We start from the raw sequence: 23100 nt of genomic DNA, 5'->3' as shown, positions 1-23100 counted from the left end.
GATTGATAAATGATTAGCTGCTAAAGATTCTATCTGGCCGTTTAAAACTGCCACTCACGACGCAAGTGGTAGTCACGTCTCAGACTGTCGAAGTCAGCACCATTTACTTGCCCATCAATTGCTTTATTTCGAAATGAGGCATCATCCTGCATAATGTCATAAAACTTTGGCAATCTGTCTGGATACGATTTTAATTCAGACCACAAAAACATATTTAGCGGTAGCAAGTTAGACATAGATTGAGCTGGAGTTATCGCTAATTTTTCACACAAGGCATCATAAATTATTTGTGTGCCACGCAGCTTACCTTCTAGCGTATAGCCAGCGATATGCGGTGTGGCAATAGCGAGTTTGGATAGTAAGCTTGCTGTGACTTCTGGCTCATGCTCAAACACGTCTAGCACCACTTGACGCCCAGTACGCTCAATATCTGCTTCAAGTGCTCTTTCCTCGATTACAGGTCCGCGCGCACTATTAATTAACATTGTATCGGCAGGCATCATTACTAATGCAGCTGCGTTAATAAGATGACGTGTTGGGTAATCACTACCTTTAGAATTCGTCGCATTCCTTTCATTGGTTAAAGGCACATGCAGACTAACCACGTCACTTTGGCTAAGTACCTGCTCCAAGCTAGCATTATTAGTTTTAGAGGTTGGTAACAAGGGATCATAACCTAGCACCTGCCAACCCAAATCATAGGCATACTGAGCAAGCGTGCCGCCGATATTGCCAAGACCAATGATGCCTAATGTTAATGACGCCGACTGCTGCCAATACTGTGGACGCAAAGTTAAGATAGCCGTCAATACATATTGAGCCACAGAATGCTTGCTACAACCAGCTGCATTGGCGAAAGTGATATTGCGAGACGCTAGATAATCTTGATCTACATGGTCGGTCCCAATAGTCGCAGACCCAACAAACTGCACACTGTTATTATCAACCAGTAAAGTCTTACCTACTTTTGTCACCGAGCGTATTAGCAGTACATCTGGCCGTACTTCGGTAAGTAGCGCTGCATCGATATCTCGACCAGCGACAGTAATGATATCAACCGTATGCTCAGTCAGCTGACTAAGCATAGCGTCATTAAAAAAATCATTTAGACTGGTGATGTTGCTGTCCGCTAAAATAGTGATATTTTTAATTGTACTTAACTTATCGGTCTTATTATTCGTCGGTTCTGTCATATTCTTATTTATCATTTGCCACCATCTCTATCGATAATTTTTTACATCGTATTTTCTAGGACGTGTCTTCATTTCAAAAATGGAGATAAAAATGAGATAAATTGCCGTCAAACAAGAAAAATAGCGTAGATAATATCAGGATATTAAATAGCTATTTGACGATGTTTGGCAAAATTTAGCCATTTTTAGCCCATTTAGATGGCCATCGGGTGAATTGAAGACACGCCCTAATGATTCGTTATTCTGGTTCGTGCACAGAATCTATCGCACGAGAGTCAGAAAGCATTACCTCCTGCTGAGCAAATATCTCATTCTTATGCTGCGATATCCACTCGCGCCATACCGCAAGCCCGATAGCCAACACGACAGGCCCGATAAACAAACCAACAAAGCCGAACGCTGTTAGACCACCTAGTACACCAATAAAAATAATGATAAAAGGAATTTTGGTCGCGCCGCTAATGACGATAGGACGAATCAGATTATCTACCCAGCTAATCACCAGTACACCCCATAGCGCTAAGCCAATACCTTCTGCAGTATGCCCTTGGCTCAACAGCCAAATCGATACACCGCCCCAAACGAATGGTGTACCAAAGGGAATCAAGGCAATAATAAACGTGACAATGGTCAATAAGATAGGACTTGGCGCACCAGCGAAGTAATAGCCGATACCTGCCAATAAAGCCTGAGCCAATGCCGTCAGCCCGATGCCGTATACCACGGCACGCGTAGTTGTACCCACAGAATCGATGTAACCGTCGATGCGATTGCCGATGATGTTACGCAGCGCTTGACGAATCTGCCGAACCAGACTGGTGCCATCTCGGTAAAAGAAGAAAAGCGTCATTAACGCCATACCGAGTTTGGCCAAACTACTGAACACCACATCAAATGCTATTTTGCCATAATATAAATGCGACTGAACCCAAATGCGAAAAGCTTCTAGCGTCCCTTCTGGGTTTTTGTTAATACGCCACAGCACGTCTTTAACTTGCTGACCAATGATAGGCAAATCTTTGAGAGAGTCAGGTACATCTAAGTAACCTACCTTGATACGATAGATTAAGTTACTGATTAAACTCAAAGCTTCTTGCTGCAAGATAAACACACCGATGACCACTGGCACGCCTATTATCAGTGAAATGCTCACCGTCATAATAGCGGCACTAAAATCTGGGCTTAGCTTCACTTTTTCATGAAAGAAATTATAAATAGGAAAAGTTACATAAGCCAAAATCGCTGCCCAAAGCGCTGGCACAATAAAAAACTGCACCACTTGAAAACATAATACGAATAGCACCACTAGCAACGTAATTGCCAATAAGCGCTGAATAATAAATTCTTTTGTCCAGTTTTCAATCATAGCGTATAAACCAAAAGCGGACAGCAAACGATAATTTTGCTGGCGAGTTTATAAATGTGTGATGAATATCAGCTCTTAGACACTGTCTGTAAGCCATATCCATTAGCGAGAGTTGCGAGTCGTACAAAAAAGCATTGCGTCGGGCTTATGAAGTCATATGACAATCAAATAGTATGACAGTTAAATAGTGTGACTGTGTTCAGCTCCATACTACAAATTCATAGCCATTTATTATCATAGATAACACAATAAAAATGCAGTTAGCACACTTTATTATGCAATAAAGCGTGTGAATTATATAACGCGTTGTTGTAATCTTTACTTACAACTTTGTCTATGCAAGCTTACTAGATGGCGACGATAATGACTAGCGCATAATGCATGAATTTAGTGTGTAAAAATGATGTATTGAAAACTGCTTTTATGTTCAGCTTTTAAACTGTTATCTTATAAGGGAATCCACTGGTGCGTTCTATTTGTCGCGACAATTGATGTTATACTAAAGCAATTATTTTAAGCTTTTCAGTGTAGTTAAGTTTATTTGCACATATTTATTTACATCGTCGTACAGACATCGAATCCTCTGAGCCAGATTTCAACACCCGCTTATATCGTCTTCTTTTAGACTATCATAAGTTCTAATTTTAGGGTGTCGCTATCACTTAGAGTGAGTTACTTGAGCAAAATCATAAGTCTTTTATAAAGGCTTATACGAGATTTAGACTCAGCATATCAGCTCAATATTTGAGCTTGATATGCAAGAGCGCAGTTTTGAGTTAATTTCGGATTTACTTTGATTTTATTTGAAATCAATACAGACACACCAAATTTTAATAATATATCGATAGGAACAATAACAATGTCAAAAGACACTGATAACCCCAACTCTAACACCTCAAACGAAGCCAGTAAGACCAATAAACCACAAGATACTGTCACTTTTGCTTTAGCTCAATCACATTTTTTGGTCGGTGATATCGCAACCAATGTCGAAAAAATGCGTACCCTAGCATTACAAGCACGCGAACAAGGTGCTGACGTAATCGTATTCCCAGAGTTAGCTCTACTAGGCTACCCTCCACAAGATTTGTTGCTACGTCCAAGCTTATCAGGTCGTGTTAAGAGCGCTTTGTCTACTTTGAGTGATATCGATGATATCGTCATGATTGTCGGCTATCCGCATGTCGATCATCACGGTACTTTTAACTCTGCTGCCATTCTACATAATGGTCATCAAAAAGGCTTTTACCATAAGCAGATTTTGCCAAACTATGGCGTGTTTGATGAGCGTCGCTATTTTGATAAAGGTCGTAATCAAGTTTTATTTGACTATAAAGGCATTACTATTGGTCTGCTTATCTGTGAAGATTTGTGGGAAAAAGGGCCTATCTCTGAGCTTAAAAAGCAAGGTGCTGATTTAATCGTAAGCTTAAACGCTTCACCTTTTGAAATTGAAAAGCAAGACAATCGCAAAACCATGCTGGCCAAGCGTAGCCGTGAAAACAAACTACCTATCGTCTATGTCAACGCAGTGGGCGGGCAAGACGATCTAGTGTTTGATGGTGGCTCTATGGCTGTACAAGCTGACGGTAGCATTGCTCATGAAGCGCCGCGCTTTATGAATCAGTTGTTACTGGCTACGTTAGATGTAAAAACTGCTAAGTTTAACGAGCAGACCAAAGCGCCTCTAACTTTGAGCCGCGAGTCTGAAATGTATCAGGCGTTAGTCGTCGGTCTACGCGACTATGTCAACCATTCAGGATTCTCTGGCATTATTGTCGGGTTGTCAGGTGGTATTGACTCAGCATTGACACTTTGTATCGCTGTTGATGCGTTAGGCGCTGACAAGGTATATGCGGTCATGATGCCATACGAGTATACTTCTCAAATCAGTCTAGAAGATGCTCAAGCACAGGCGCGCCGCTTAAATGTTTCTTATACCGTTTGCCCTATTTTTGACGCTGTCGAAGGCATCCGTCATACGCTAGCACCGTTATTCAATAAGTCGCCAGCGGACACGACCGAAGAAAACATCCAAGCGCGCGCTCGTGGTGTTATTTTGATGGCATTGTCTAATAAATTCGGTCATTTAGTTATTACGACTGGTAACAAGTCAGAATTGGCAGTTGGTTACTCAACACTATATGGCGACATGGCTGGTGGCTTTGACGTATTAAAAGACGTATACAAGTCTCAAGTTTATAAATTGGCGAGCTATCGTAACCGTTTAGAAGATACGCCTGTCATTCCTGAGCGTGTTATTACCCGTCCACCATCAGCTGAATTACGTCCAGATCAAAAAGATCAAGACAGCTTACCTGACTACGATGTGTTAGATGGTATCTTGACGTCATATATCGATGAAGATATGGGCTATCAAGAAATTATTGATAAAGGCTTTGATGCTGAGATGGTCGCTAAAGTCATCAAAATGGTAGACAACAGCGAATATAAACGCCTGCAATCTCCTATCGGTACTAAGATTAGCCATAAAGCTTTTGGACGTGAGCGCCGTTATCCATTGGTTAATAAGTGGTCAATCAAAGGTTAATTACTACATACCTCTCAACTTCTACTATCTATAAGTTGAGAGGTGCTAGTTAGCCAGTTTTACAAGATATCAAATTTTTACTATTAGCTGGGTGCTTGCCCAGCTTTTTTGGTTTTTATCCACCAACAATTTTTACACCTAGCCATATTCTTTTCCACACAGTTTCAACAACTATTTTGCCTTAATTATCTTTATTTCTTTTTCGAGTACGTCATGAGTTTGCTAACCGCTAGTGTCTTTCTTCTTTTACTGCTTGCCTTAAGTACCTTTGTCTCTGCTGCCGAGATTGCCATAGCCGCAGGACGCAAAATCAAGCTCCAAATCATGGCAAAAGAAGGCGATGTTCGCGCACTTGATGTGCTTAATATGCAAGAGCACCCTGGTAGTTTTATCACCGTCGTACAAATAGTACTAAATGCGGTCGCTATTTCAGCTGGTGCCGTGGGTGAGTCAGCCATCAGTCCTTATCTCGAGCAGTTATTGAATAGTGAAACGATAGCATCGGTTATATCATTTGTACTTATAACCAGTTTGTTTTCACTACTTGCTGATCTAATGCCTAGGCGTTTAGCCATGTCAAATGCTGAGACGATAGCGGTACGGCTCGTACGCCCGATGATGTTGTTGATATTCATACTAAAGCCTATTATATGGGTGTTCGATGGGGCTGCAAATATCCTGTTTAAGCTTTTTGGCATCTCAACCATACGTCAAGATGACATGACACCAGAAGATATTTATGCAGTGATGGATGCTGGGGCTGAAGCGGGTGTACTAAAGAAGCAAGAGCATCACTTGATCGAAAATATCTTTGATATGCAAGAGCGTACCGTCACCTCAGTGATGAATCCTCGAGAAAATATCGTTTACTTTGATACCAAGACAAGTACCGAAGAAGTCGTGAATATCATGATTGAGCAGCCACACAATAAGTTCTTGGTCTGCCATGATGATGATTTAGAACATATCGTTGGTTATGTGGAATCTCGTAGCTTTTTAGCGTTGGTTTTGAACCAACAAGAAGTTAGCTTAACGAACAAGACTCTATTAAAACCAGCACTTTTCGTGCCTGATACGTTGTCTTTGTTTGAAGTATTAGAGATGTTTAAATCCACTGGCGCTGATTTTGCGGTCATCGTGAATGAATACGCCCTAGTCGTTGGTGTTATCACCTTAAAGGACGTGATGAGCATTGTGATGGGTGAGCTGGTAACGCTCGAGGAACAACCTATCGTCCAGCGCACTGACAACTCGTGGTTAATCGATGGCATGACCCCTATCGAAGATGTGATTCGTGCATTAGATATTGTCGACTTACCACGCAATCAAAATTACGAGACTATCAGTGGATTTATGATGTATATGCTCCGAAAAATTCCTAAGAAGACCGATACGATTGAATATGCCAATTATCGATTTGAGATTATTGCGACTGATAATCTTAAAATCACGCAGATGCTAGTCACTAAATTAGAAGATGTCATTTAATTTACTGGCTAGTTAAAGGATGCCTAACTAGCCTACTCATATGGTTTTAAGCACGTTGACCAAAGATAGCGGTGCCGACACGTACCATCGTTGTGCCGTTTTCTATCGCTTCTGCCATATCACCACTCATACCCATACTAAGCGTATCCCAATTATTTAATTCTGGACAATCGGCTTTGACCTTTTCAAACAACTGCTTAGTTCGAGCAAAGGCATTTGTATTTGCCTTAGCAGGGATAATCATCAGACCACGTAACTGTAGACGCTCGTAGCCTTTAATCGCTGTTATCAGCTCTGGCAACTGGGCTGGCAGACATCCTGACTTGCTGTCTTCATTATCGATATTTAGTTGGATCAACACATTCAATGGTGGCAGGTCAGCTGGTCGTTGGTCGTTCAAGCGTTTGGCGATGATATCGCGCTCAACCGTTTGCACCCAATCAAAGTGCTCTGCAATGTCACGTGTCTTATTACGTTGGATACTACCGATATAATGCCAAACGATACTCTCGCCTACAGACTGCGCTTTAAGTTCAGTAATTTTTTCGATGGCCTCTTGTAGATAGTTTTCACCAAAATCGCGCTGCCCTTGAGCTGCTAAAGTTGCGATCATATCGGCAGGTTTCGTTTTCGAAACAGCCAGCAGCATAACATTATCAGCCTGTCTGTCAGCATGATCACACGCTTGCTTCATCTGCTTACTAACTTGTTGCCAGTTATCGATAAGTGTCACTTCATCAATATTGCCATTCATTTCCTTCATATTCTGCCCTTATTACTTGATTAATTTTTTGAAATTTTTATTATAGAAAAAACATAACTATCCGATTTTTAAAAGTAAATTAGAAATAGTTCCTATAAGACTTATTTTAAAACGATCCAGTTCTATTTTTCTTAATTTAGTAGATGGTTAAATACTCATAGTCTTGTTATGATATTGTTACATGCTTTAACATATGCTACTGAATATGCTAGTGATGATAAAGACCTGTACTGATGAGCTTCTTATCGTTATTTATGGAATTATCGATAGATAGTTTACCACGTACTTTTATAGTGTTTTGTCTTACCTAGACTAAGTGATAGGAATATCAAATTATGGCTGAAAAGAATAACCTTAATATCGAAGACTTGCTGCGCTTTACGGTTAAGCATAAGGCGTCAGATTTACATATTTCAGCAGGTATGCCGGCCATGATACGTGTCGATGGTGAAATGACCCGTATCAATATGCCAGAGATGACCCATCAGGTTGTGCATCAGCTTATTTATGACATCATGAATGATAAGCAACGTGCCGACTTTGAGGAGTTTTTTGAAACGGATTTTTCTTTTGAAATTCCTAATCTAGCACGTTTTCGTGTCAACGCTTTTAATCAAAATCGCGGTGCAGGTGCTGTATTTCGTACCATTCCTTCTAAAGTATTAACGATGGAAGACTTAGGTATGGGCGATGTCTTTAGACGCGTTTCAGACTTTAAGCGTGGCGTGGTATTGGTTACGGGCCCAACAGGCTCGGGTAAGTCAACAACACTTGCGGCGATGATTGACTATATTAACGAAAGCCGTAAAGAGCATATTTTAACTATCGAAGACCCGATTGAATTCGTGCATCAATCTAAGAAAAGCTTGATCAACCAGCGTGAAGTACACCGTGATACTTTGGGTTTCGAGCCAGCATTGCGCTCTGCCCTACGTGAGGATCCCGATGTCATCTTAGTTGGTGAGCTACGTGACCTTGAGACTATCCGCTTGGCACTGACAGCAGCAGAGACTGGTCACTTAGTGTTCGGCACCTTGCATACCAGCTCAGCGGCTAAAACGATTGACCGTGTTATTGATGTATTCCCTGCCGCTGAAAAAGATATGATCCGCGCTATGCTATCCGAGTCGTTGCAAGCTGTTATTTCACAGACATTGTTGCGTCGTCAAGTAGGTGGACGTATAGCCGCCCATGAAATCATGATAGGTACACCTGCTATCCGTAACTTAATACGTGAGAACAAAATTGCCCAAATGTACTCTGCTATCCAAACAGGTGCAGGCGATGGCATGATTACCCTTGATCAGACGTTAAAGAACTTGGTAAGTAAAGGAACTATTAGTAAGGATGTTGCACGTCCTTATGCCAAGCAGCCTGAGGCATTTTTATAGTACTGACAGATAGTATTGACAGATACCATCAAAAATAACAAACAACTCATGGTCTCTGTAATTACTTTCTTACTTTTTATTGACGTTTTTAAAATATGATTTTAATTGGCTTACATCTGGTACAAGTGCGATATGGACATTGATAAACTATTACAGTTAATGATCAGCAAAAATGGCTCTGACCTTTTTATTACTGCTGACGTAGCACCTTCCATGAAAGTGAATGGAAAAATTTTACCTGTCGGTAGAACACCTTTAAGTGCTGAGCAGACCATGAGATTGGTCAAAGGTGTGATGACGCCAAGCCAACGAAAAGAGTTTGAAGAAACCAATGAATGTCAATTTGCCATTTCTGATGAAGCACAGCAAGCTCGCTTTCGAGTCAGTGCATTTGTACAACGCGACATGGCAGGAATGATTTTACGGAAAATTGAAAATAATATTCCAACGGTTGAAGAGTTACGTTTACCGCCAGCGCTAAAAGAATTGGCCATGAAAAAACGCGGTATTATTCTATTAGTTGGCGCAACGGGTACAGGTAAATCCACTACCCTTGCAGCAATGATAGGACATCGCAATCAAAACTCTCATGGTCATATTATTACGATAGAAGACCCTATTGAGTTTGTTCATAAACATCGCGGCTGTATTATTACCCAGCGTGAAGTTGGTATCGATACCCATTCATTTGAAGCAGGCCTAAAAAATACGCTACGCCAAGCACCCGATGTCATCTTAATTGGCGAGATTCGTAACCGTGAAGTCATGAGCTACGCTATCCAGTACGCAGAAACAGGTCATTTAGTATTTGCAACGTTGCACGCAAACAATGCGAACCAAGCAATTGACCGTATTATTCACTTCTTTGAAACCAGTCGCCATAACCAGTTGTTTATGGATTTGTCGTTGAACTTGCGAGCTATTATCGCACAGCAACTTATCCCCACACCTGATGGTAAAGGAAGACGTGCTGCTATCGAAATTTTGCTAAATTCGCAGCTGATCAGTGACTATATCCGTAAAGGGGAAGTTCATGAAATTAAAGATGTGATGACACGCTCACGAGACAGTGGCATGCAAACCTTTGATCAGGCACTTTTTGATTTGTACGAACAAGGAGAGATAACGTATAAAGAAGCGATTCTACATGCCGACTCTCCTAACGATCTACGCCTCAAAATTAAGCTCAGTAGCAAAAACGGTAAAGCTAATTTAGATGAAGGTGCTGATAGTTTATCGTTAGATGTAAGCTAAGTTATTGCGCTTTCTACGCATAATAGACATATAAAAAGAAACACTCATTATTTATAACGAGGGCTTCTTTTATTGTTCGATATCGTAGTACTGATAGCAATAAGTGTTTCTACTTATACGCTAGATAATTACTTCGCGCTATCTCTACAGGCTTGATCCGCGCAGATACCATATAGCACGAGAGAATGCCCAGAAAGTTTAAAGCCATGTTTTTCTGCCACCTTTAGTTGTTCTTCTTCAATGACTTCATTATGAAACTCTATAATTTTGCCACACACATCACAAACTAGGTGATCGTGATGCTCTTCTTGGGTAATCTCAAATACAGATAGATTGTTTTCGAAGTTATGACGCTCAACAATACCTGCTTGCTCAAACTGTGTTAGGACACGATATACAGTGGCAAGACCTACGTCTTCACCTTGCTCGATAAGCGCCTTGTACACTTCTTCTGCACTCATGTGATGCAGCTCTGCGCTTTCTAATAGCTCTAAAATTTTGATACGAGGTAACGTGACCTTGAGTCCTGCTCTACGTAAATCTTGATTGGTAAAAGAAGCCATAATATCCCTTTTGACTGTGACAGTCTTAACAAATAGAAAATATGAGATAAATAATCAACAAAGATTATTTTTATTTAATATAAAGTAAATGATTAATAATAAACTGATGAAAATTGCGCTGACATCTCTCTTATTCTTTTCTAAATATCGAGATGCAAGCCTATGAATTTAAAATATAATTAATCTAACTATTCAGATTGTGTTTGGTAAATAATGTCGTAAGTGGTAGGCAATTGCAAGTAAATGACGTATCATTTGTCCAAGATTGTCGGTCAGACTGGTACGACCTAACGCTGACCACACCTAATTCATTTCTTATGAGTCATCTTACCATGATAAAGACATTAAATTTCCGTCCGTTAAGCCACACAAGCGCATTACGTAAGATCGTTATCACCAGTATGCTTAGCGCTACTGTTGCTATGTCTGGCTGCTCATTATTGAGTGTTTATAAGATTGATTTGCCACAAGGCACAGCGATTACTCAAACCCAAGCTCAAAAGCTAAAAGTGGGTATGAATCAAAACCAAGTTCTTTATACTCTTGGTAGCCCTGCGATTCGAGATACGCTTGAGCCTAACCGCTGGGATTATATCTATGACTACAAAGCAGGTACTGAAGGTAGCCGTAAAGGCATCGCAGATGTCAAAAACGCTAGCCAGCATTTAGTTGTTTACTTTGATGATAATGGTTTGGTCACGCGCATCGAAGGTATTGAGAGTCTGCCAGCGTCATAGTTAGCGAAACCTATTAGCTTAGATAGTTAATGGTTTAGCTACGAGATTTATTTTTGCGCTGAGACATAGGATCAGCGCTTAAACTGCGATATACCTCGATACGATCAAAAGGCTGTAGCAAATAGCTTAATGGCTGTTTCTGTGCATAAATACCCACATGCCAACGTTTCGCAGTTGGCGTGGTGATATCTATTACTTGCTCACACCACGCTGCCAGTTCTGCAAATTTCTCAAGCCATCCCGCTTGCGCTAATGCTTCATATGAACTAGTACCTTGTTTAACCTGCAAAGCTAGATAATGCTGGCGCTGCTCATCTTCAGCATACGCCAGATATACTGTCATTAGATTGGCTTGCGTAGACTGTGGCACACTGCTGTCACGACCTTCGACTGTTAGCTCAACCACTGCATCACCCAACCTATTAATGCTAGCAGCAATGCTAATGGTACGACTAAACGTATCGCCACTCGCCACAAGTTATAAACTGCTTCATTGCTGAAATTTAACGACTTGCGTAGATGGCTGATTTTCATCTGCCAACCCGCAAATACTGATAATAATAGTACAGCAATGCTACTAATAATGACCAAGATGCTAACTAACCATGCTGTCGGAATCGCAACCACTAATAGTAACGCTACAGCAAAAGTGATTATCAAACTAATTAATAATCCAAATTTATGCGTTAACTGTTGCGTGCTGTAATGTAGCAAGTAACTGGCTACAAATAACACCCCGCCCCAATATAACAGCTGTCCAATCGGCGGTAACGACATACCACTAGTAAATAAAGCCACTACTCCTATCAGCAGTTGCAATATCCAAATCGGTAACACTAACTTGGTTGCACGGTACTCACGAGTAGCCGCTCTGTTTTTTACTTGCTGACTGTTTGCTTCTACTGCTGTGACGGTCTGCTTACTCACCAAGTTCTGACCGAACCAGTATAAGCCTGTACCCGCACCAACACTCACTAATGCTAACGCGACTGCGCGAGCCCATTCCGTCAAACTGACATCAGTCATAGCAAAACCAGCACTTGGCACACCGTTTGCGAACCCTAGCAGCAACCCTATTACCATCAAACCCAAACCAATAGGTAGAGGCGTAACACCCAGTAAGCTTAAGAGTACCGCGATGACCATCAGTCCTGCAGCCACTGCGAAGCTAGGCACATCGGGTACGCTATTTAGCTCAGTTAATGCAGACAATATACCCGTACTTGCGCCAGATATAACCAACGCTGCAATCACAATAGAGACCAGCGCCGCTAACCAACCAAAGCTGCGCCATATCGGACTGACATCTGCTTCACGAGTGAGCTTTTGCATACCCGCTAGAGGGCCTTCGACACTGCGATAGGCCAACGCTATCTCAGCGTAAATGACTGGCAGTGCAACCAATACCATGGCTAATAACCATAGTAACCAAAAGTCAATCTCACCAATTGACGCAGGTGCAAACCAACGAAATAGCAGTAACGGTAGTAGCGCCGCGATAAAATAAGAAGCATAACGGATCATCATAATTTCAATCCAAACGATCTAATACCATTTACAAAAACTGGACTAGCAAACAAAACAAGTGCAAGTACCACGCATGGTAGACTGAACATGTTTGAGACGGCTAACCATATTTTGAAAATTGGTATAAAGTGAATAACGATAATTTATAATTATACAGAGCAACGATGGGCTTCTGTAAATGAATTCATCTAAATACTGTCTTAATATAAGGGACAAACAGTTATAAAAAAACCCCGAAATCGGGGTTTAGTCATTCAGATATAATCAATATGCGATTCAATACTCAATGGCCTTCTATGCAACGCAAAGCATGTATCAGATACTGAATCAGTGCGACTTAATTAGTGAATAGCACTTACATAGTCTGACAGGATACGAATGTCACGATCTGATAGTTTCGATGCAACCGTTTGCATCATACCCATCTCGCCTTCTTTGGCTGCATCATTGACTCGTTTTTGATCATCGCTATCGATATCATCAACACGTCCAGCGGCACGGAATAGTTTTAGCTGAGTAGCAATATACTGAGCGTGCTGTCCGCCTAGCTTTGGAAATGCAGCCCAAGTGTTACCTGCAGCATCTGGACCATGACAGCCGGCACAACCAATAACACCGCGCGACTTATCACCGCCCAAGAATAGCTTAGTCGCTTCTTGGTTGGTTGCAGGATTGCCGTAGCCAACGCCCCAAGGCGCTTGACTGGCGTAATAACCTGCTACGTTGGCTAGGTCTTGCTGAGACAGATTAGCAACTTGTGACTGCATGATACCGTTTTTGCGATAACCTGCTTTAAAGTTGACTAGCTGTTTATATAGGTACTTTACGTTTTGGCCGCCAAGGTTTGGCTGTGCAGGAACAATGCTGACGCCATTAAGACCATGACAAGCGGCACAAACGGTTTCTGCAACTTTTTGACCTGCATTGACGTCATATTCAGGAACAATAATAGCAGCTTGTACGCTGAAACTTGCAACGCATAAGCTGGCAGCAGCGATTAACTTTTTCATTGATACAAATCCTACTAGCTCGGCGTAAGCATTATTTAGAGTGATTGCACTGGTAAGATACCTGATATAGCCGTCTCTTTAATCATGAGAATGGCGTATATTTTGAGGTCTTGGACACAAGCAGTCTGAAAGTACTTACTAACATCAGGGTTTATTTTCGATTATTATAGCAAGACTTTGTATCATTTGCCTACTTAATCATAGTATCCATCAGTTTTCTGGCAACACAATATACAATATGACGCAAAAACAAAAAGCGCAGATAGGTTGTTAACCCAGCGCTTTATTTTATATGTTCAAATGATATTTATAAGTCGATTATTTGCTCATATACTCGATAAGTTTACGATAGTCGTCATCACTACATTTGTCGCAGAGACCACCTGCTGGCATCTGTGGCATACCACCTTTGACAGACTTGATAAGCGTCGGCATACTTTTTTGTTTAATCAGCTGTTGCCACTTGGCACTATCACCTTTTTTGATGGCATTTAACGCGCCACTATCGTGACAGGCTGCACATGAGTTATTATAGGTAGTGGCGATATCTGCCGCACCTGCGCTGCTAATCATAATGCCACTTAATAATAGTGCAGCACTGCTAGCCGTTATAGCGCGATAACTCGTGCTAAGAAGTTCACTGATTGAAAACATAGAGCACCTCCTCGTGATATTTCACGTGTCTCATCAATCGTTCTATTAAACATCCTTCATTAAACATTGTAACAATATATGTCATATAAACATAGAGAATTTGGATATGGCTTTGTTAAAGCTGAGAACTTGTCTTAATGACTAACCAACTTTAATGTTATCCTACTATTTATATGATGCTAATCGCAGTTATTTCAATAAGTAAGACACGGAATAGTATAGAATAGCTAGTAATATTAAATAGCTACTTTTATGATTTGCACATAACTGTATTGATAAAGAACTGCCTTTTAACTTGATTTACCTATCGCTTGATCAATTACTTGACCGCACCGATGACTTGTATCATCAGCTGACTAAAATTTTATAATCGCATCCAATTTTTTAAGATTAATGAGCCATTTATGAGTACCCCGTTTAACGATGTCGCCGCTGAACATGCCTTGTTCAACACCAAATCTCGTCAGAAAATTCAGCAAACTGAGTTTATGATGTCAGCACCTACTTTTCGTCTCTGTCCGCCTGACATGGGATTGGAAGTCGCTTTTGCAGGTCGCTCAAACGCTGGCAAATCATCAGCCATCAACGCCTTAACCAATCAGCGTCAATTGGCTCGCTCGTCTAAGACACCTGGACGCACGCAGATGATTAACTTTTTTAGTATCGGTGATACTGACAGACGTTTGGTCGATTTGCCTGGTTACGGCTATGCAGCTGTTCCGCTAGAGATGAAAAAAGAATGGCAGGTTGAGCTAGAAGAATACTTGGTATCACGTTCGAGCCTTGCAGGTCTGGTACTGATGACAGATATTCGCCATCCACTTAAGTTTTTTGATGAGCAGATGCTACACTGGGCAAACGATGGTGAGCTACCAGTACATATTTTGCTGACCAAAGCAGATAAACTGAAGTACGGTGCTTCTAAGAACGCCCTCCTTGAGACTCGTAAACGCTTGAAAAAACTGGGCTTAAACTGTACTATTCAGTTGTTTTCGGCGCTCAGAAAAGAAGGTCTCGATGAGTTGGCTGGAATAATGGGCAACTGGTATGAGTATCAGCTTGATGCAGACAAAATCATTGAGTCATCTTTTGCATTGCTAGAAGGCGCTGAGTTAGAAGACGCTATTGAAAAAGAGAGCGTTGATCAAGAAAACAAATAAATATCGTTGTCTTTAATAAAAAGGGTTTATCGCTATTACGATAAACCCTTTTTTATTGCCTGTTTATTCACTCATTATTATCATCGGTATGCTATAAAAATAACGAGGATTATAAAAGTAGCTCTACCCGCATAGCAAATCCACTAGCGCATGTGGAGTATCAACTTGGTAGGTTGGATTTTGCTCAGCAAGCTCTGCACTCGTTGCCGTACCATAGTTCACCGCTATACTGGTCATGCCTAATGCTGTTGCCATTTGAATGTCATAGATACTGTCACCGATAAACGCAGCATTAGAAACCTGCTGCTGTGTGTACTCCAAGATATCGGTCAACATCTGCGGATCAGGTTTTGAGCCTGACTCATCAGCACAACGCGTAATCGTAAAATAATCATGGCTATCTGAAGCATCTAATACACGATCTAGCCCTTTTCTTTTTTTACCCGTTGCTACGGCGAGCGTTTTGCCTTGCTGCTGCAAAGTTTGCAACATACGCTCTATCGGTTCAAAGAGCGGTGTACTGTGACTATTTGCAATATAGTACTCTGCATAGGTTTGCTGAATCTCAATCAATTGCGCATCGTTTGCCTGCGGATATAAAATCTTAATCCCATTCATTAAACTCAGACCAATGATATCTTTTACGGCTTTATCAGTCGTCTTAAACCCGTGTGCTTCGCCAGCCACATGCATAGAATCAACAATTAGGCCGATTGAATCCATTAGCGTGCCGTCCCAATCAAAAATAATCAACGTCTTATCAGTCAGATTGTGTTCTGCTGATGGTTGAGTATTTATGATGCGTTCTGAAATTGTAGCTGGTTTGGTCATGGATTTACCTTAATGAATAACAATAATAAATAGCAGATACTAAAACGTCACGGTGGCTTATTCGTAAAAATAAGATATCGTGACGTTTAGGAAAATACGAAAATAGTTTGGTTTAAGAACTTATTCTGAAAAACTATTCAGGCAATTTCGTTGTTTCTGGTAGCCAATCTGCCATATCGTCTGGCAATGGCGCAGTAATAGTCTTGTAGCCTGGGATGTCTAAGCGCCATGCATGGAGACACAGACGATGGACACCTGATTTATCATGGACGTTATATTTGTCATCACCCAAGATAGCATGACCGATATGCGCCAAATGCACACGGATTTGATGAGTGCGACCGGTCAATGGCTTGGCTTCAATCAAGCTGACTGGCTGACTATTAATCGTAAAGCGATCATGAATAATAATATCAGTCTGGCTTTCTTTCGCTTGAGGGTCTTGGCTATCTACTTTCACTCGGCGTTCACCACTGGCAAGTGTATATCTTAGTAATGGCGCATTGACACGCTGCTCATTAAGCGCAGGCTGTCCTTTGGCAAGACATAGATAGTGCTTCTGAATGGTCTTATCTACCAAGTGCTGCTGCAACACTTTAAGTGTTGAGCGTTTTTTGGAAATCATCAGTAGCCCTGATGTGTCTTTGTCGATGCGATGGATCAGCTCTAAGTACTTTTTACCCGTCACTTCACGCATGGCTTCGATAACCCCAAAGTCCAAGCCGCTACCGCCATGCACAGCGATACCAGAAGGTTTATTTAGCACTAGCAAACCGTCATCTTCATAGACCACGCGAGCCAGCAAGCTTTTGGCGAACTCGGTACTAATAATTGGTTTTTCGCGCGTTGCTAGCTCTACAGGGGCAATACGTACCACATCTTCACGCTGCACTCTATCGTGTGCTTTACAGCGTTTATTATTGACGCGTATCTCATCTGAGCGAATCATTTTATAGATATGTGATTTTGGCAAACCTTTTAAACGGTTTAACAAAAAGTTATCCAAACGCTGGTCGTGTTGATGGCGCGTTACTTCGAGGTAGTTCACCTTACCGAAGTTGCTAATCTCATCGTCAGCGCTTTGTGGGCGTGTTTTGCTATTAAAAATAGCAGGGGCTTCATGGGTAGTAGCGTCGTCAGTCATTTTTGAGTTTGTCATTTTTAGTTAGGTATTTACACAAAGATTTGCTATAGTTTAGCATGTTGAGCGACAATTAAGCAGAGGCGACAGCAATAATCATTGTTGTTACAAATAGTTGACCACCGTTTTATTGCTTGTCAGTTTTCTACTACTTGCCAGTAAAGAGGTTGACACTATTTATCCTGCTGACCTGACACGTTTCATCTGATTTTAGGGCGCGTTATTTATTTAGAGGTATTACTTACCAAATATAGCCCTATAAATTAAAAATACTGTACTGAATCTTATTCGGTACCATAAAATAAATAGTGACACTAAATACCATCGCGTTAATAACGCTGATAATAAATCAGCTTATTAACCGATTACAACACAACACTGACTCACTAATTGCATGACAACGACCGTACTCGATAATCAATCATTATTTAATGACTATTTATCTGATGGTTCTTTATGCCAGCATAGTTGAGCAAGTATGGGTAGTTTAGCGTTAGGATCGAAAAGTATATCGATAGCTGCCTAAGTATTGGTGGTCAAACAGATGACGATAACAATGTAAATACGATACCACGCTGACAAGCTGGTCCATTACTCTGTTTGCCAAGTACGCCCCGCTGATAACAAAAGCTGCGACACCTAACCTTGAGACACCCAAGATATTATTGACGTTATACAAAGAACGATAAACAAAGAGTAACCAATTGCTTCGCCTGAACAAACAAACGCTGAATGACGCCACTATATAGTAGCAATCATGACCGCGATATTATTGTTAGACTTTGATGGATGAATGGCAACAGCACCACGCCTTTTTAATATCAGTATTTTTTAGAACTGTAACTGACCCTCGCCCACGCTTACAACGTGCGCTGAAATCACTACCAATAGAACGTACTGAGAATAAGAGCGCTTTGACTCGCTGACCCAATCATATATGTACCAAGTTTACTAATGATAAAATATAAGTACCATAGCCTTACACCCTATATTACTGATATTAACGTGAGCACCGCTCATTACTTCAGGTAAAAAAAGAAGCCATTGAAAAAGCCCATGTGCTTTATGAAACCTACGATTTACGTTCTACCGTTAATGAACATCTACACACGCTAATCACAATATTAGCCACACTTGCCACTATGTCCTAAAGACTGTCTTATCGTTGTCATGCGTACTCATAGGATACAAATATGAAACGCATTTTGATCAACGCCACTCAAAACGAAGAAATTCGTGTCGCCTTATGTAAAGGCAATCATCTGTACGATTTCGATCTAGAAAACCGTACTCGCGAGCAAAAAAAATCTAATATCTATAAAGGCCACGTGACCCGCGTCGAGCCATCGCTTGAAGCAGTATTTGTCGAATACGGTTCTCAGCGTCAAGGCTTTTTGCCGATTCGTGAAATCTCTGCTGAATACCTAAGCGGCAACCCACGTGACGAAAACATCAAAAAACTGATCAAAGAAGGCGACGAGCTAATCGTCCAAGTCGAAAAAGAAGAGCGCGGCAATAAAGGCGCTGCCCTATCGACGTATGTGTCATTAGCCGGTCGCTACCTAGTATTGATGCCAAACAACCCTCGCGGCGGTGGTATCTCACGTCAAATCTCAGGCAAACTGCGCGAAGACATGAAACGTATGCTGAGCAATCTTGATTTGCCAAAAGGTATGAGTGTCATCATTCGTACTGCTGGTATTGGTAAAACGCAAGAAGACTTGCAGCACGATCTAAACCACTTGCTCAACATTTGGCAAGCCATTCAAGAACAAAACCAAAAATACCCTTCACCGCGCTTGGTTCACCAAGAAGCGGGCGTTGTCACACGTGCCGTTCGTGATTATCTTCGCGATGATATCGCTGAGATTTGGATTGATAACGAAAACGCTTACATTGAAGCGGCTGGGTTTATCGATGCGGTAATGCCAAAACAAGCCGAAAAGCTACGCAAATATACCGATTATGAACCGATGTTTTCGCGTTTCAATATCGAAAAACAAATCGAAACCGCTTATCAGCGTGAAGTTCGTCTGCCCTCAGGTGGTTCAATCGTTATTGACCAAACAGAAGCACTAGTCTCTATCGACATTAACTCAGCTAAGTCAACCAAAGGTTCAGACGTTGCTGAGACTGCTTACCATACCAACTTAGAAGCAGCTGATGAGATTGCTCGTCAGCTTCGTTTGCGTGATATGGGTGGTTTGATTGTCATTGATTTCATTGACATGAATGACAACAAGCACCAAAAAGAAGTAGAAAAACGTCTAATTGATGCGACCAAATATGACCGTGCACGTGTTCAATTTGGTGATATTTCTAAGTTCGGTCTAATGGAAATGAGCCGTCAACGTCTACGTCCTTCATTGGAAGAGTCAACTGGCTATATCTGCCCACGTTGTCACGGCAACGGTATGATTCGTGACTTGCGCTCATTGTCACTATCTATCATGCGTCAAATTGAGCAAATCGCCCTTAAAGAACGCCAAGGTGAAGTACAAGCAGAAGTCCCAACAGACATCGCTGCATTCTTATTAAATGAAAAGCGCGACAGCTTGGTTTATCTTGAGCAAGACAGTGGCACGCGTATCACTATTTTGCCACATGCGCATTTAGAATCACCAAACTTCAAGCTTCACTTCAACCGTGATGGCTTTGCTCCATCAAGCTATGAGCGTATCACTGATACTCAGCAACAAGAGCACAGTGACCTTGGCTACAACGTTGACTGGCAGACTGCTGAAAAAGAGCGTCCTGAACAGCAGCCTACTCGCCAACCTCGTAAAAATACAGATGATAAGCAGAGCCGCTCAAACACTCAGCCGAATGCAGCCACGCAAGCACAGAACGATACGGTAAATCATAGCAATGATCGTCGTAATCATAAAAATACCAACGACGTGTCGCCTGCACATGCACCGCAAGCTAATAAAACCGCTAGTGTTGCCGCTCCAATAGCGCCGCAAACACAGAGTGTTGAAACTACTGCCCAACCAAAAGCCGTTGCGTGGTTATCAAACCTATTTGCTCAAGCACCGCAAGCCACTACGACGCCTAGTGTCAGTAGCCGAGATGCCGCTGAAGCAATCGAGGCGCTAGTAAACACGGGCGCGCAAAGCTTAGGCTCGTTTGGTCAAGTTGATAGCAATGCCTTGAATAGTGCCGCTGCAACAACTAGTGAGCAGCCAACTCAACAAAGCAACAGTCAGAAAAACGAAAGCCAACAGTCAGATAACAACGCTAATCGTCAACAGGCGCGTCGTAATGACAACGATACTGACGACAGCAGCAATGAAGACAGAAGAAGACGTAAGCCGCGTAAGTCTAGATCTTCTAAGCCGCGTCAAAGAAAAGAGGCAACTGACGAGACTGCTGGCAACGTAAACAGTAGCTCAGAAAGTACTAACTCAAACAATGCTGATGACAAATCGTCTGATACTCAAGACCAAAGACAGCAAGACAAGCGTCAGCATGATAATAGACGCACGAACGATCGCAATCGTAATAACCGCCAAGATAGCAATCAACAGAACAGCAATCGTAACGCAAGTGAGCGCAATGATGCTGATAACGAAAACAGCTCTAAAGCAGATGAGCAAACTCGTACTAAGCGTAAATCGCATAGCCAACGCGGCTCACGCGGTAAGCTAGAGCGCGGTGAGACACTCACGGCAGACAACGTTAAACAGAGCAAACAGCAGAACGCTAGAAACAACGATGCTGCCAGTAGCAAAAATCAACATAGTGCACGTCGCAATCAAGACCCTAACGAGGTCGTGCTACAGGTTAATGAAGCGCCAACTGAGCTAAAAGCGCCTGAAGTGGTGCATCTATCTTTAGATGATAGCAAATCTACACAGGCCAAAACTCAGCCTAGTGAGCAGCGAAGCGCGACAAATAACGTAGCAAAAGATGAGCATTCAAACGAAACAGCTGCTCAAAAACCTACTGATAAGCATAGTAGCAATGAGCAGAGCACTGATAAGCAGAACACCAGTGCTCCGAACGCTGATAAGAAAAGTGATAATGCAAAAAGTACGGTGGAAACCCATGCTAATCAGGTAAATGATGATAAGCGTGCATCTACCGTACAAGCTAAGGTACAAAAAGATGTACCTAAGCATGAGCAGGCTGCTGAAGAGAAAAAAGCACCTGTAGTTGTAGAAGCTCAATCGACCTCTACGAGTAACACCGAAAGTAAAGCGGAAGCTCCAACGTCGGTAACTACTGACGTAGAAGAAGCTAAAGAAACTCAGACTCCAAAACAGCAGGAAACCAGGACTGCTGAAAATGTGAGTAAGAGTGATGAAGCTCAAAATACTCAGGCTGATAGTAATAGTGCAAGCACAAGTAATGTGAGTAACTCAGCACTTGAGCTAACCCATGAAGCACTATTTGGCGCACGTTATGTGACTGCTGAGAAATTTGGGCAAGCAAGTAACGATCCACGTGTAGTACTCGCTCAGCAAGCCACTCAAGCGGACAAGCCAGCTGCTACTAATGTGTCAGCAATACGTGGTACGGTTGGTGAGTTTATTCGTGCCACGCTACCAGAAGCGCAAACGCGCTTAGCGGAAGAAGGCATTATCAACTGCTTTATCGCGACTATTGCTTTGTATAATGAGCAATCTCAGAGTACTGCTAATAGCTCTGATGCTGCTAGCCAGAGCTTTGACTTTAGCAACTATGGCTATCAACCATTGGCTGCCGACTACCTTGCACGCTTTGAATCGATGACCCAAGCGGTCAGTCAATTCGCAGCCGCGCAAGGTAAGACAGACGTTGAGCCACGTGCTATCACTAAGCGTGCTAGCAATGATCCACGTGGTCAGCATCCTGATTATCAGGAACCAGCTGTATTGAGCGTACCTGCTGAACAAGCTATCGTCGAGCAAACCGAAACCGATAGCGAAGTCGATGCGCATGACGTTGAAGCAACTGCCCTCGCCAATCAGACACAGACAGAAAACGTCAGTGCTGATAGTGAGCACTTGCTAGAAGTCGAGCGCGCTCAGTCAGAAGCTAAGGATGCAGAAGTCGAAATCTCTACAGAGCAAACTGTCAGTGTGGTAGAAGATGCTTCAGAAAACATAGCTGCAGAGACTGAGCAGACGACTGAATCGGTAGTAGTAGAAGATACTAAAGAGGCTAGCAAAGATGATAGTCAAGCAGCTAAGTCTAAGACGACCATAGCCAGCTATAAAAACATGATCGAAAATGTGGCTGAGCAATTGCTACCACAGACCGGTATGTTTAATCTGACTACGCCAAAAGTACCAAAGGCGCGCAGTCGTAAGCCTAAGACGGAGCATAAGAAGCCGACGCAGGCTGAAAAGCTCGCATCTGATGATACAGATAGCGATAGCTAGTTACATAAACTCAAACGTAAAAGCCCCAAAGCTATTCGTAGCTTTGGGGCTTTTTATTTTAATACAGTCAAACTTACTTGCTAATTCAAACGAGAGACAATA

At 42.0% G+C, this 23100-nt stretch carries 17 protein-coding genes; 7 read left to right on the top strand and 10 right to left on the bottom strand.

Annotated features, from left to right (window positions below):
• Positions 1-41 precede the first annotated feature (41 nt).
• A complete protein-coding gene (locus QL886_RS06295; protein ID WP_290178133.1) occupies positions 42-1151 on the bottom strand; it encodes a 4-phosphoerythronate dehydrogenase in 1110 nt (369 codons plus the stop codon).
• A 280-nt stretch (positions 1152-1431) separates the two neighbouring features.
• Positions 1432-2559 carry an AI-2E family transporter gene (locus QL886_RS06290; protein WP_290178035.1) on the bottom strand — a complete coding sequence of 376 codons (1128 nt, stop codon included), beginning with the start codon at positions 2557-2559 and terminating at the stop codon, positions 1432-1434.
• 859 nt (positions 2560-3418) lie between these two features.
• On the opposite strand from QL886_RS06290, the gene QL886_RS06285 reads away from it, so the two are divergent.
• Positions 3419-5110, top strand: coding sequence for an NAD+ synthase (locus QL886_RS06285; RefSeq protein WP_201548552.1), 1692 nt, complete (start codon positions 3419-3421; stop codon positions 5108-5110).
• A 213-nt stretch (positions 5111-5323) separates the two neighbouring features.
• The gene (locus QL886_RS06280; RefSeq protein WP_290178034.1) at positions 5324-6598 is read left to right on the top strand and encodes a hemolysin family protein; all 1275 of its coding nucleotides are present in this window, start codon (positions 5324-5326) and stop codon (positions 6596-6598) included.
• A gap of 46 nt (positions 6599-6644) precedes the next feature.
• On the opposite strand, the gene QL886_RS06275 is transcribed toward QL886_RS06280, so the two are convergent.
• Positions 6645-7361, bottom strand: coding sequence for a YggS family pyridoxal phosphate-dependent enzyme (locus QL886_RS06275; protein ID WP_290178033.1), 717 nt, complete (start codon positions 7359-7361; stop codon positions 6645-6647).
• Between the two features lie 335 nt (positions 7362-7696).
• Here QL886_RS06275 and QL886_RS06270 point away from each other — a divergent pair, with 335 nt between their 5' ends.
• Both QL886_RS06270 and QL886_RS06265 read left to right on the top strand, forming a co-directional pair.
• The gene (locus tag QL886_RS06270) at positions 7697-8752 is read left to right on the top strand and encodes a type IV pilus twitching motility protein PilT (RefSeq protein WP_179798169.1); all 1056 of its coding nucleotides are present in this window, start codon (positions 7697-7699) and stop codon (positions 8750-8752) included.
• 132 nt (positions 8753-8884) lie between these two features.
• Positions 8885-10006 carry a PilT/PilU family type 4a pilus ATPase gene (locus QL886_RS06265; RefSeq protein ID WP_191114665.1) on the top strand — a complete coding sequence of 374 codons (1122 nt, stop codon included), beginning with the start codon at positions 8885-8887 and terminating at the stop codon, positions 10004-10006.
• 128 nt (positions 10007-10134) lie between these two features.
• On the opposite strand, the gene fur is transcribed toward QL886_RS06265, so the two are convergent.
• A complete protein-coding gene (gene fur, locus QL886_RS06260; protein WP_057758249.1) occupies positions 10135-10569 on the bottom strand; it encodes a ferric iron uptake transcriptional regulator in 435 nt (144 codons plus the stop codon).
• A gap of 317 nt (positions 10570-10886) precedes the next feature.
• On the opposite strand from fur, the gene bamE reads away from it, so the two are divergent.
• Entirely contained in the window at positions 10887-11306 is a 420-nt protein-coding gene (bamE, locus tag QL886_RS06255) for an outer membrane protein assembly factor BamE (protein ID WP_290178032.1), read from the top strand.
• A gap of 34 nt (positions 11307-11340) precedes the next feature.
• On the opposite strand, the gene QL886_RS06250 is transcribed toward bamE, so the two are convergent.
• From QL886_RS06250 to QL886_RS06235, 4 genes are all read right to left on the bottom strand, one after another.
• Positions 11341-11712 carry an RnfH family protein gene (locus tag QL886_RS06250; RefSeq protein ID WP_290178031.1) on the bottom strand — a complete coding sequence of 124 codons (372 nt, stop codon included), beginning with the start codon at positions 11710-11712 and terminating at the stop codon, positions 11341-11343.
• The gene (locus QL886_RS06245; RefSeq protein WP_290178030.1) at positions 11700-12833 is read right to left on the bottom strand and encodes a hypothetical protein; all 1134 of its coding nucleotides are present in this window, start codon (positions 12831-12833) and stop codon (positions 11700-11702) included. The genes QL886_RS06250 and QL886_RS06245 overlap by 13 nt, the downstream gene beginning before the upstream one ends.
• Before the next feature lie 341 nt (positions 12834-13174).
• Positions 13175-13843, bottom strand: coding sequence for a c-type cytochrome (locus QL886_RS06240; RefSeq protein WP_101205531.1), 669 nt, complete (start codon positions 13841-13843; stop codon positions 13175-13177).
• A 318-nt stretch (positions 13844-14161) separates the two neighbouring features.
• Positions 14162-14497 carry a c-type cytochrome gene (locus QL886_RS06235; protein WP_290178028.1) on the bottom strand — a complete coding sequence of 112 codons (336 nt, stop codon included), beginning with the start codon at positions 14495-14497 and terminating at the stop codon, positions 14162-14164.
• 404 nt (positions 14498-14901) lie between these two features.
• Between QL886_RS06235 and yihA the strand changes: the two genes are divergently transcribed.
• Entirely contained in the window at positions 14902-15657 is a 756-nt protein-coding gene (gene yihA / locus QL886_RS06230) for a ribosome biogenesis GTP-binding protein YihA/YsxC (RefSeq protein WP_290178027.1), read from the top strand.
• 123 nt (positions 15658-15780) lie between these two features.
• On the opposite strand, the gene QL886_RS06225 is transcribed toward yihA, so the two are convergent.
• Positions 15781-16488 (bottom strand): HAD-IA family hydrolase, encoded by a 708-nt coding sequence (locus tag QL886_RS06225; RefSeq protein WP_290178026.1) that lies wholly within the window; start codon positions 16486-16488, stop codon positions 15781-15783.
• A gap of 133 nt (positions 16489-16621) precedes the next feature.
• Positions 16622-17632, bottom strand: a complete 1011-nt coding sequence (locus tag QL886_RS06220) for an RluA family pseudouridine synthase (protein WP_057758235.1) — start codon at positions 17630-17632, stop codon at positions 16622-16624.
• Positions 17633-18822: 1190 nt separating this feature from the next.
• Here QL886_RS06220 and QL886_RS06215 point away from each other — a divergent pair.
• Positions 18823-22998 (top strand): Rne/Rng family ribonuclease, encoded by a 4176-nt coding sequence (locus QL886_RS06215; protein ID WP_290178025.1) that lies wholly within the window; start codon positions 18823-18825, stop codon positions 22996-22998.
• Positions 22999-23100: the final 102 nt, after the last annotated feature.

It is taken from the genome of Psychrobacter sp. APC 3281, from assembly GCF_030407815.1.
Lineage (GTDB): Bacteria > Pseudomonadota > Gammaproteobacteria > Pseudomonadales > Moraxellaceae > Psychrobacter.
Note: the sequence above shows the minus strand (reverse complement) of the source record. Positions and strands in the feature narration are given on the sequence as shown.

Coding starts and splice junctions, on each gene's coding strand:
- QL886_RS06290 (WP_290178035.1), bottom strand. CDS start 2,559: ATGATTGAAAACTGGACAAAAGAATTTATTATTCAGCGCTTATTGGCA.
- QL886_RS06285 (WP_201548552.1), top strand. CDS start 3,419: ATGTCAAAAGACACTGATAACCCCAACTCTAACACCTCAAACGAAGCC.
- QL886_RS06280 (WP_290178034.1), top strand. CDS start 5,324: ATGAGTTTGCTAACCGCTAGTGTCTTTCTTCTTTTACTGCTTGCCTTA.
- QL886_RS06275 (WP_290178033.1), bottom strand. CDS start 7,361: ATGAAGGAAATGAATGGCAATATTGATGAAGTGACACTTATCGATAAC.
- QL886_RS06270 (WP_179798169.1), top strand. CDS start 7,697: ATGGCTGAAAAGAATAACCTTAATATCGAAGACTTGCTGCGCTTTACG.
- QL886_RS06265 (WP_191114665.1), top strand. CDS start 8,885: ATGGACATTGATAAACTATTACAGTTAATGATCAGCAAAAATGGCTCT.
- fur (WP_057758249.1), bottom strand. CDS start 10,569: ATGGCTTCTTTTACCAATCAAGATTTACGTAGAGCAGGACTCAAGGTC.
- bamE (WP_290178032.1), top strand. CDS start 10,887: ATGAGTCATCTTACCATGATAAAGACATTAAATTTCCGTCCGTTAAGC.
- QL886_RS06245 (WP_290178030.1), bottom strand. CDS start 12,833: ATGATGATCCGTTATGCTTCTTATTTTATCGCGGCGCTACTACCGTTA.
- QL886_RS06240 (WP_101205531.1), bottom strand. CDS start 13,843: ATGAAAAAGTTAATCGCTGCTGCCAGCTTATGCGTTGCAAGTTTCAGC.
- QL886_RS06235 (WP_290178028.1), bottom strand. CDS start 14,497: ATGTTTTCAATCAGTGAACTTCTTAGCACGAGTTATCGCGCTATAACG.
- yihA (WP_290178027.1), top strand. CDS start 14,902: ATGAGTACCCCGTTTAACGATGTCGCCGCTGAACATGCCTTGTTCAAC.
- QL886_RS06225 (WP_290178026.1), bottom strand. CDS start 16,488: ATGACCAAACCAGCTACAATTTCAGAACGCATCATAAATACTCAACCA.
- QL886_RS06220 (WP_057758235.1), bottom strand. CDS start 17,632: ATGACTGACGACGCTACTACCCATGAAGCCCCTGCTATTTTTAATAGC.
- QL886_RS06215 (WP_290178025.1), top strand. CDS start 18,823: ATGAAACGCATTTTGATCAACGCCACTCAAAACGAAGAAATTCGTGTC.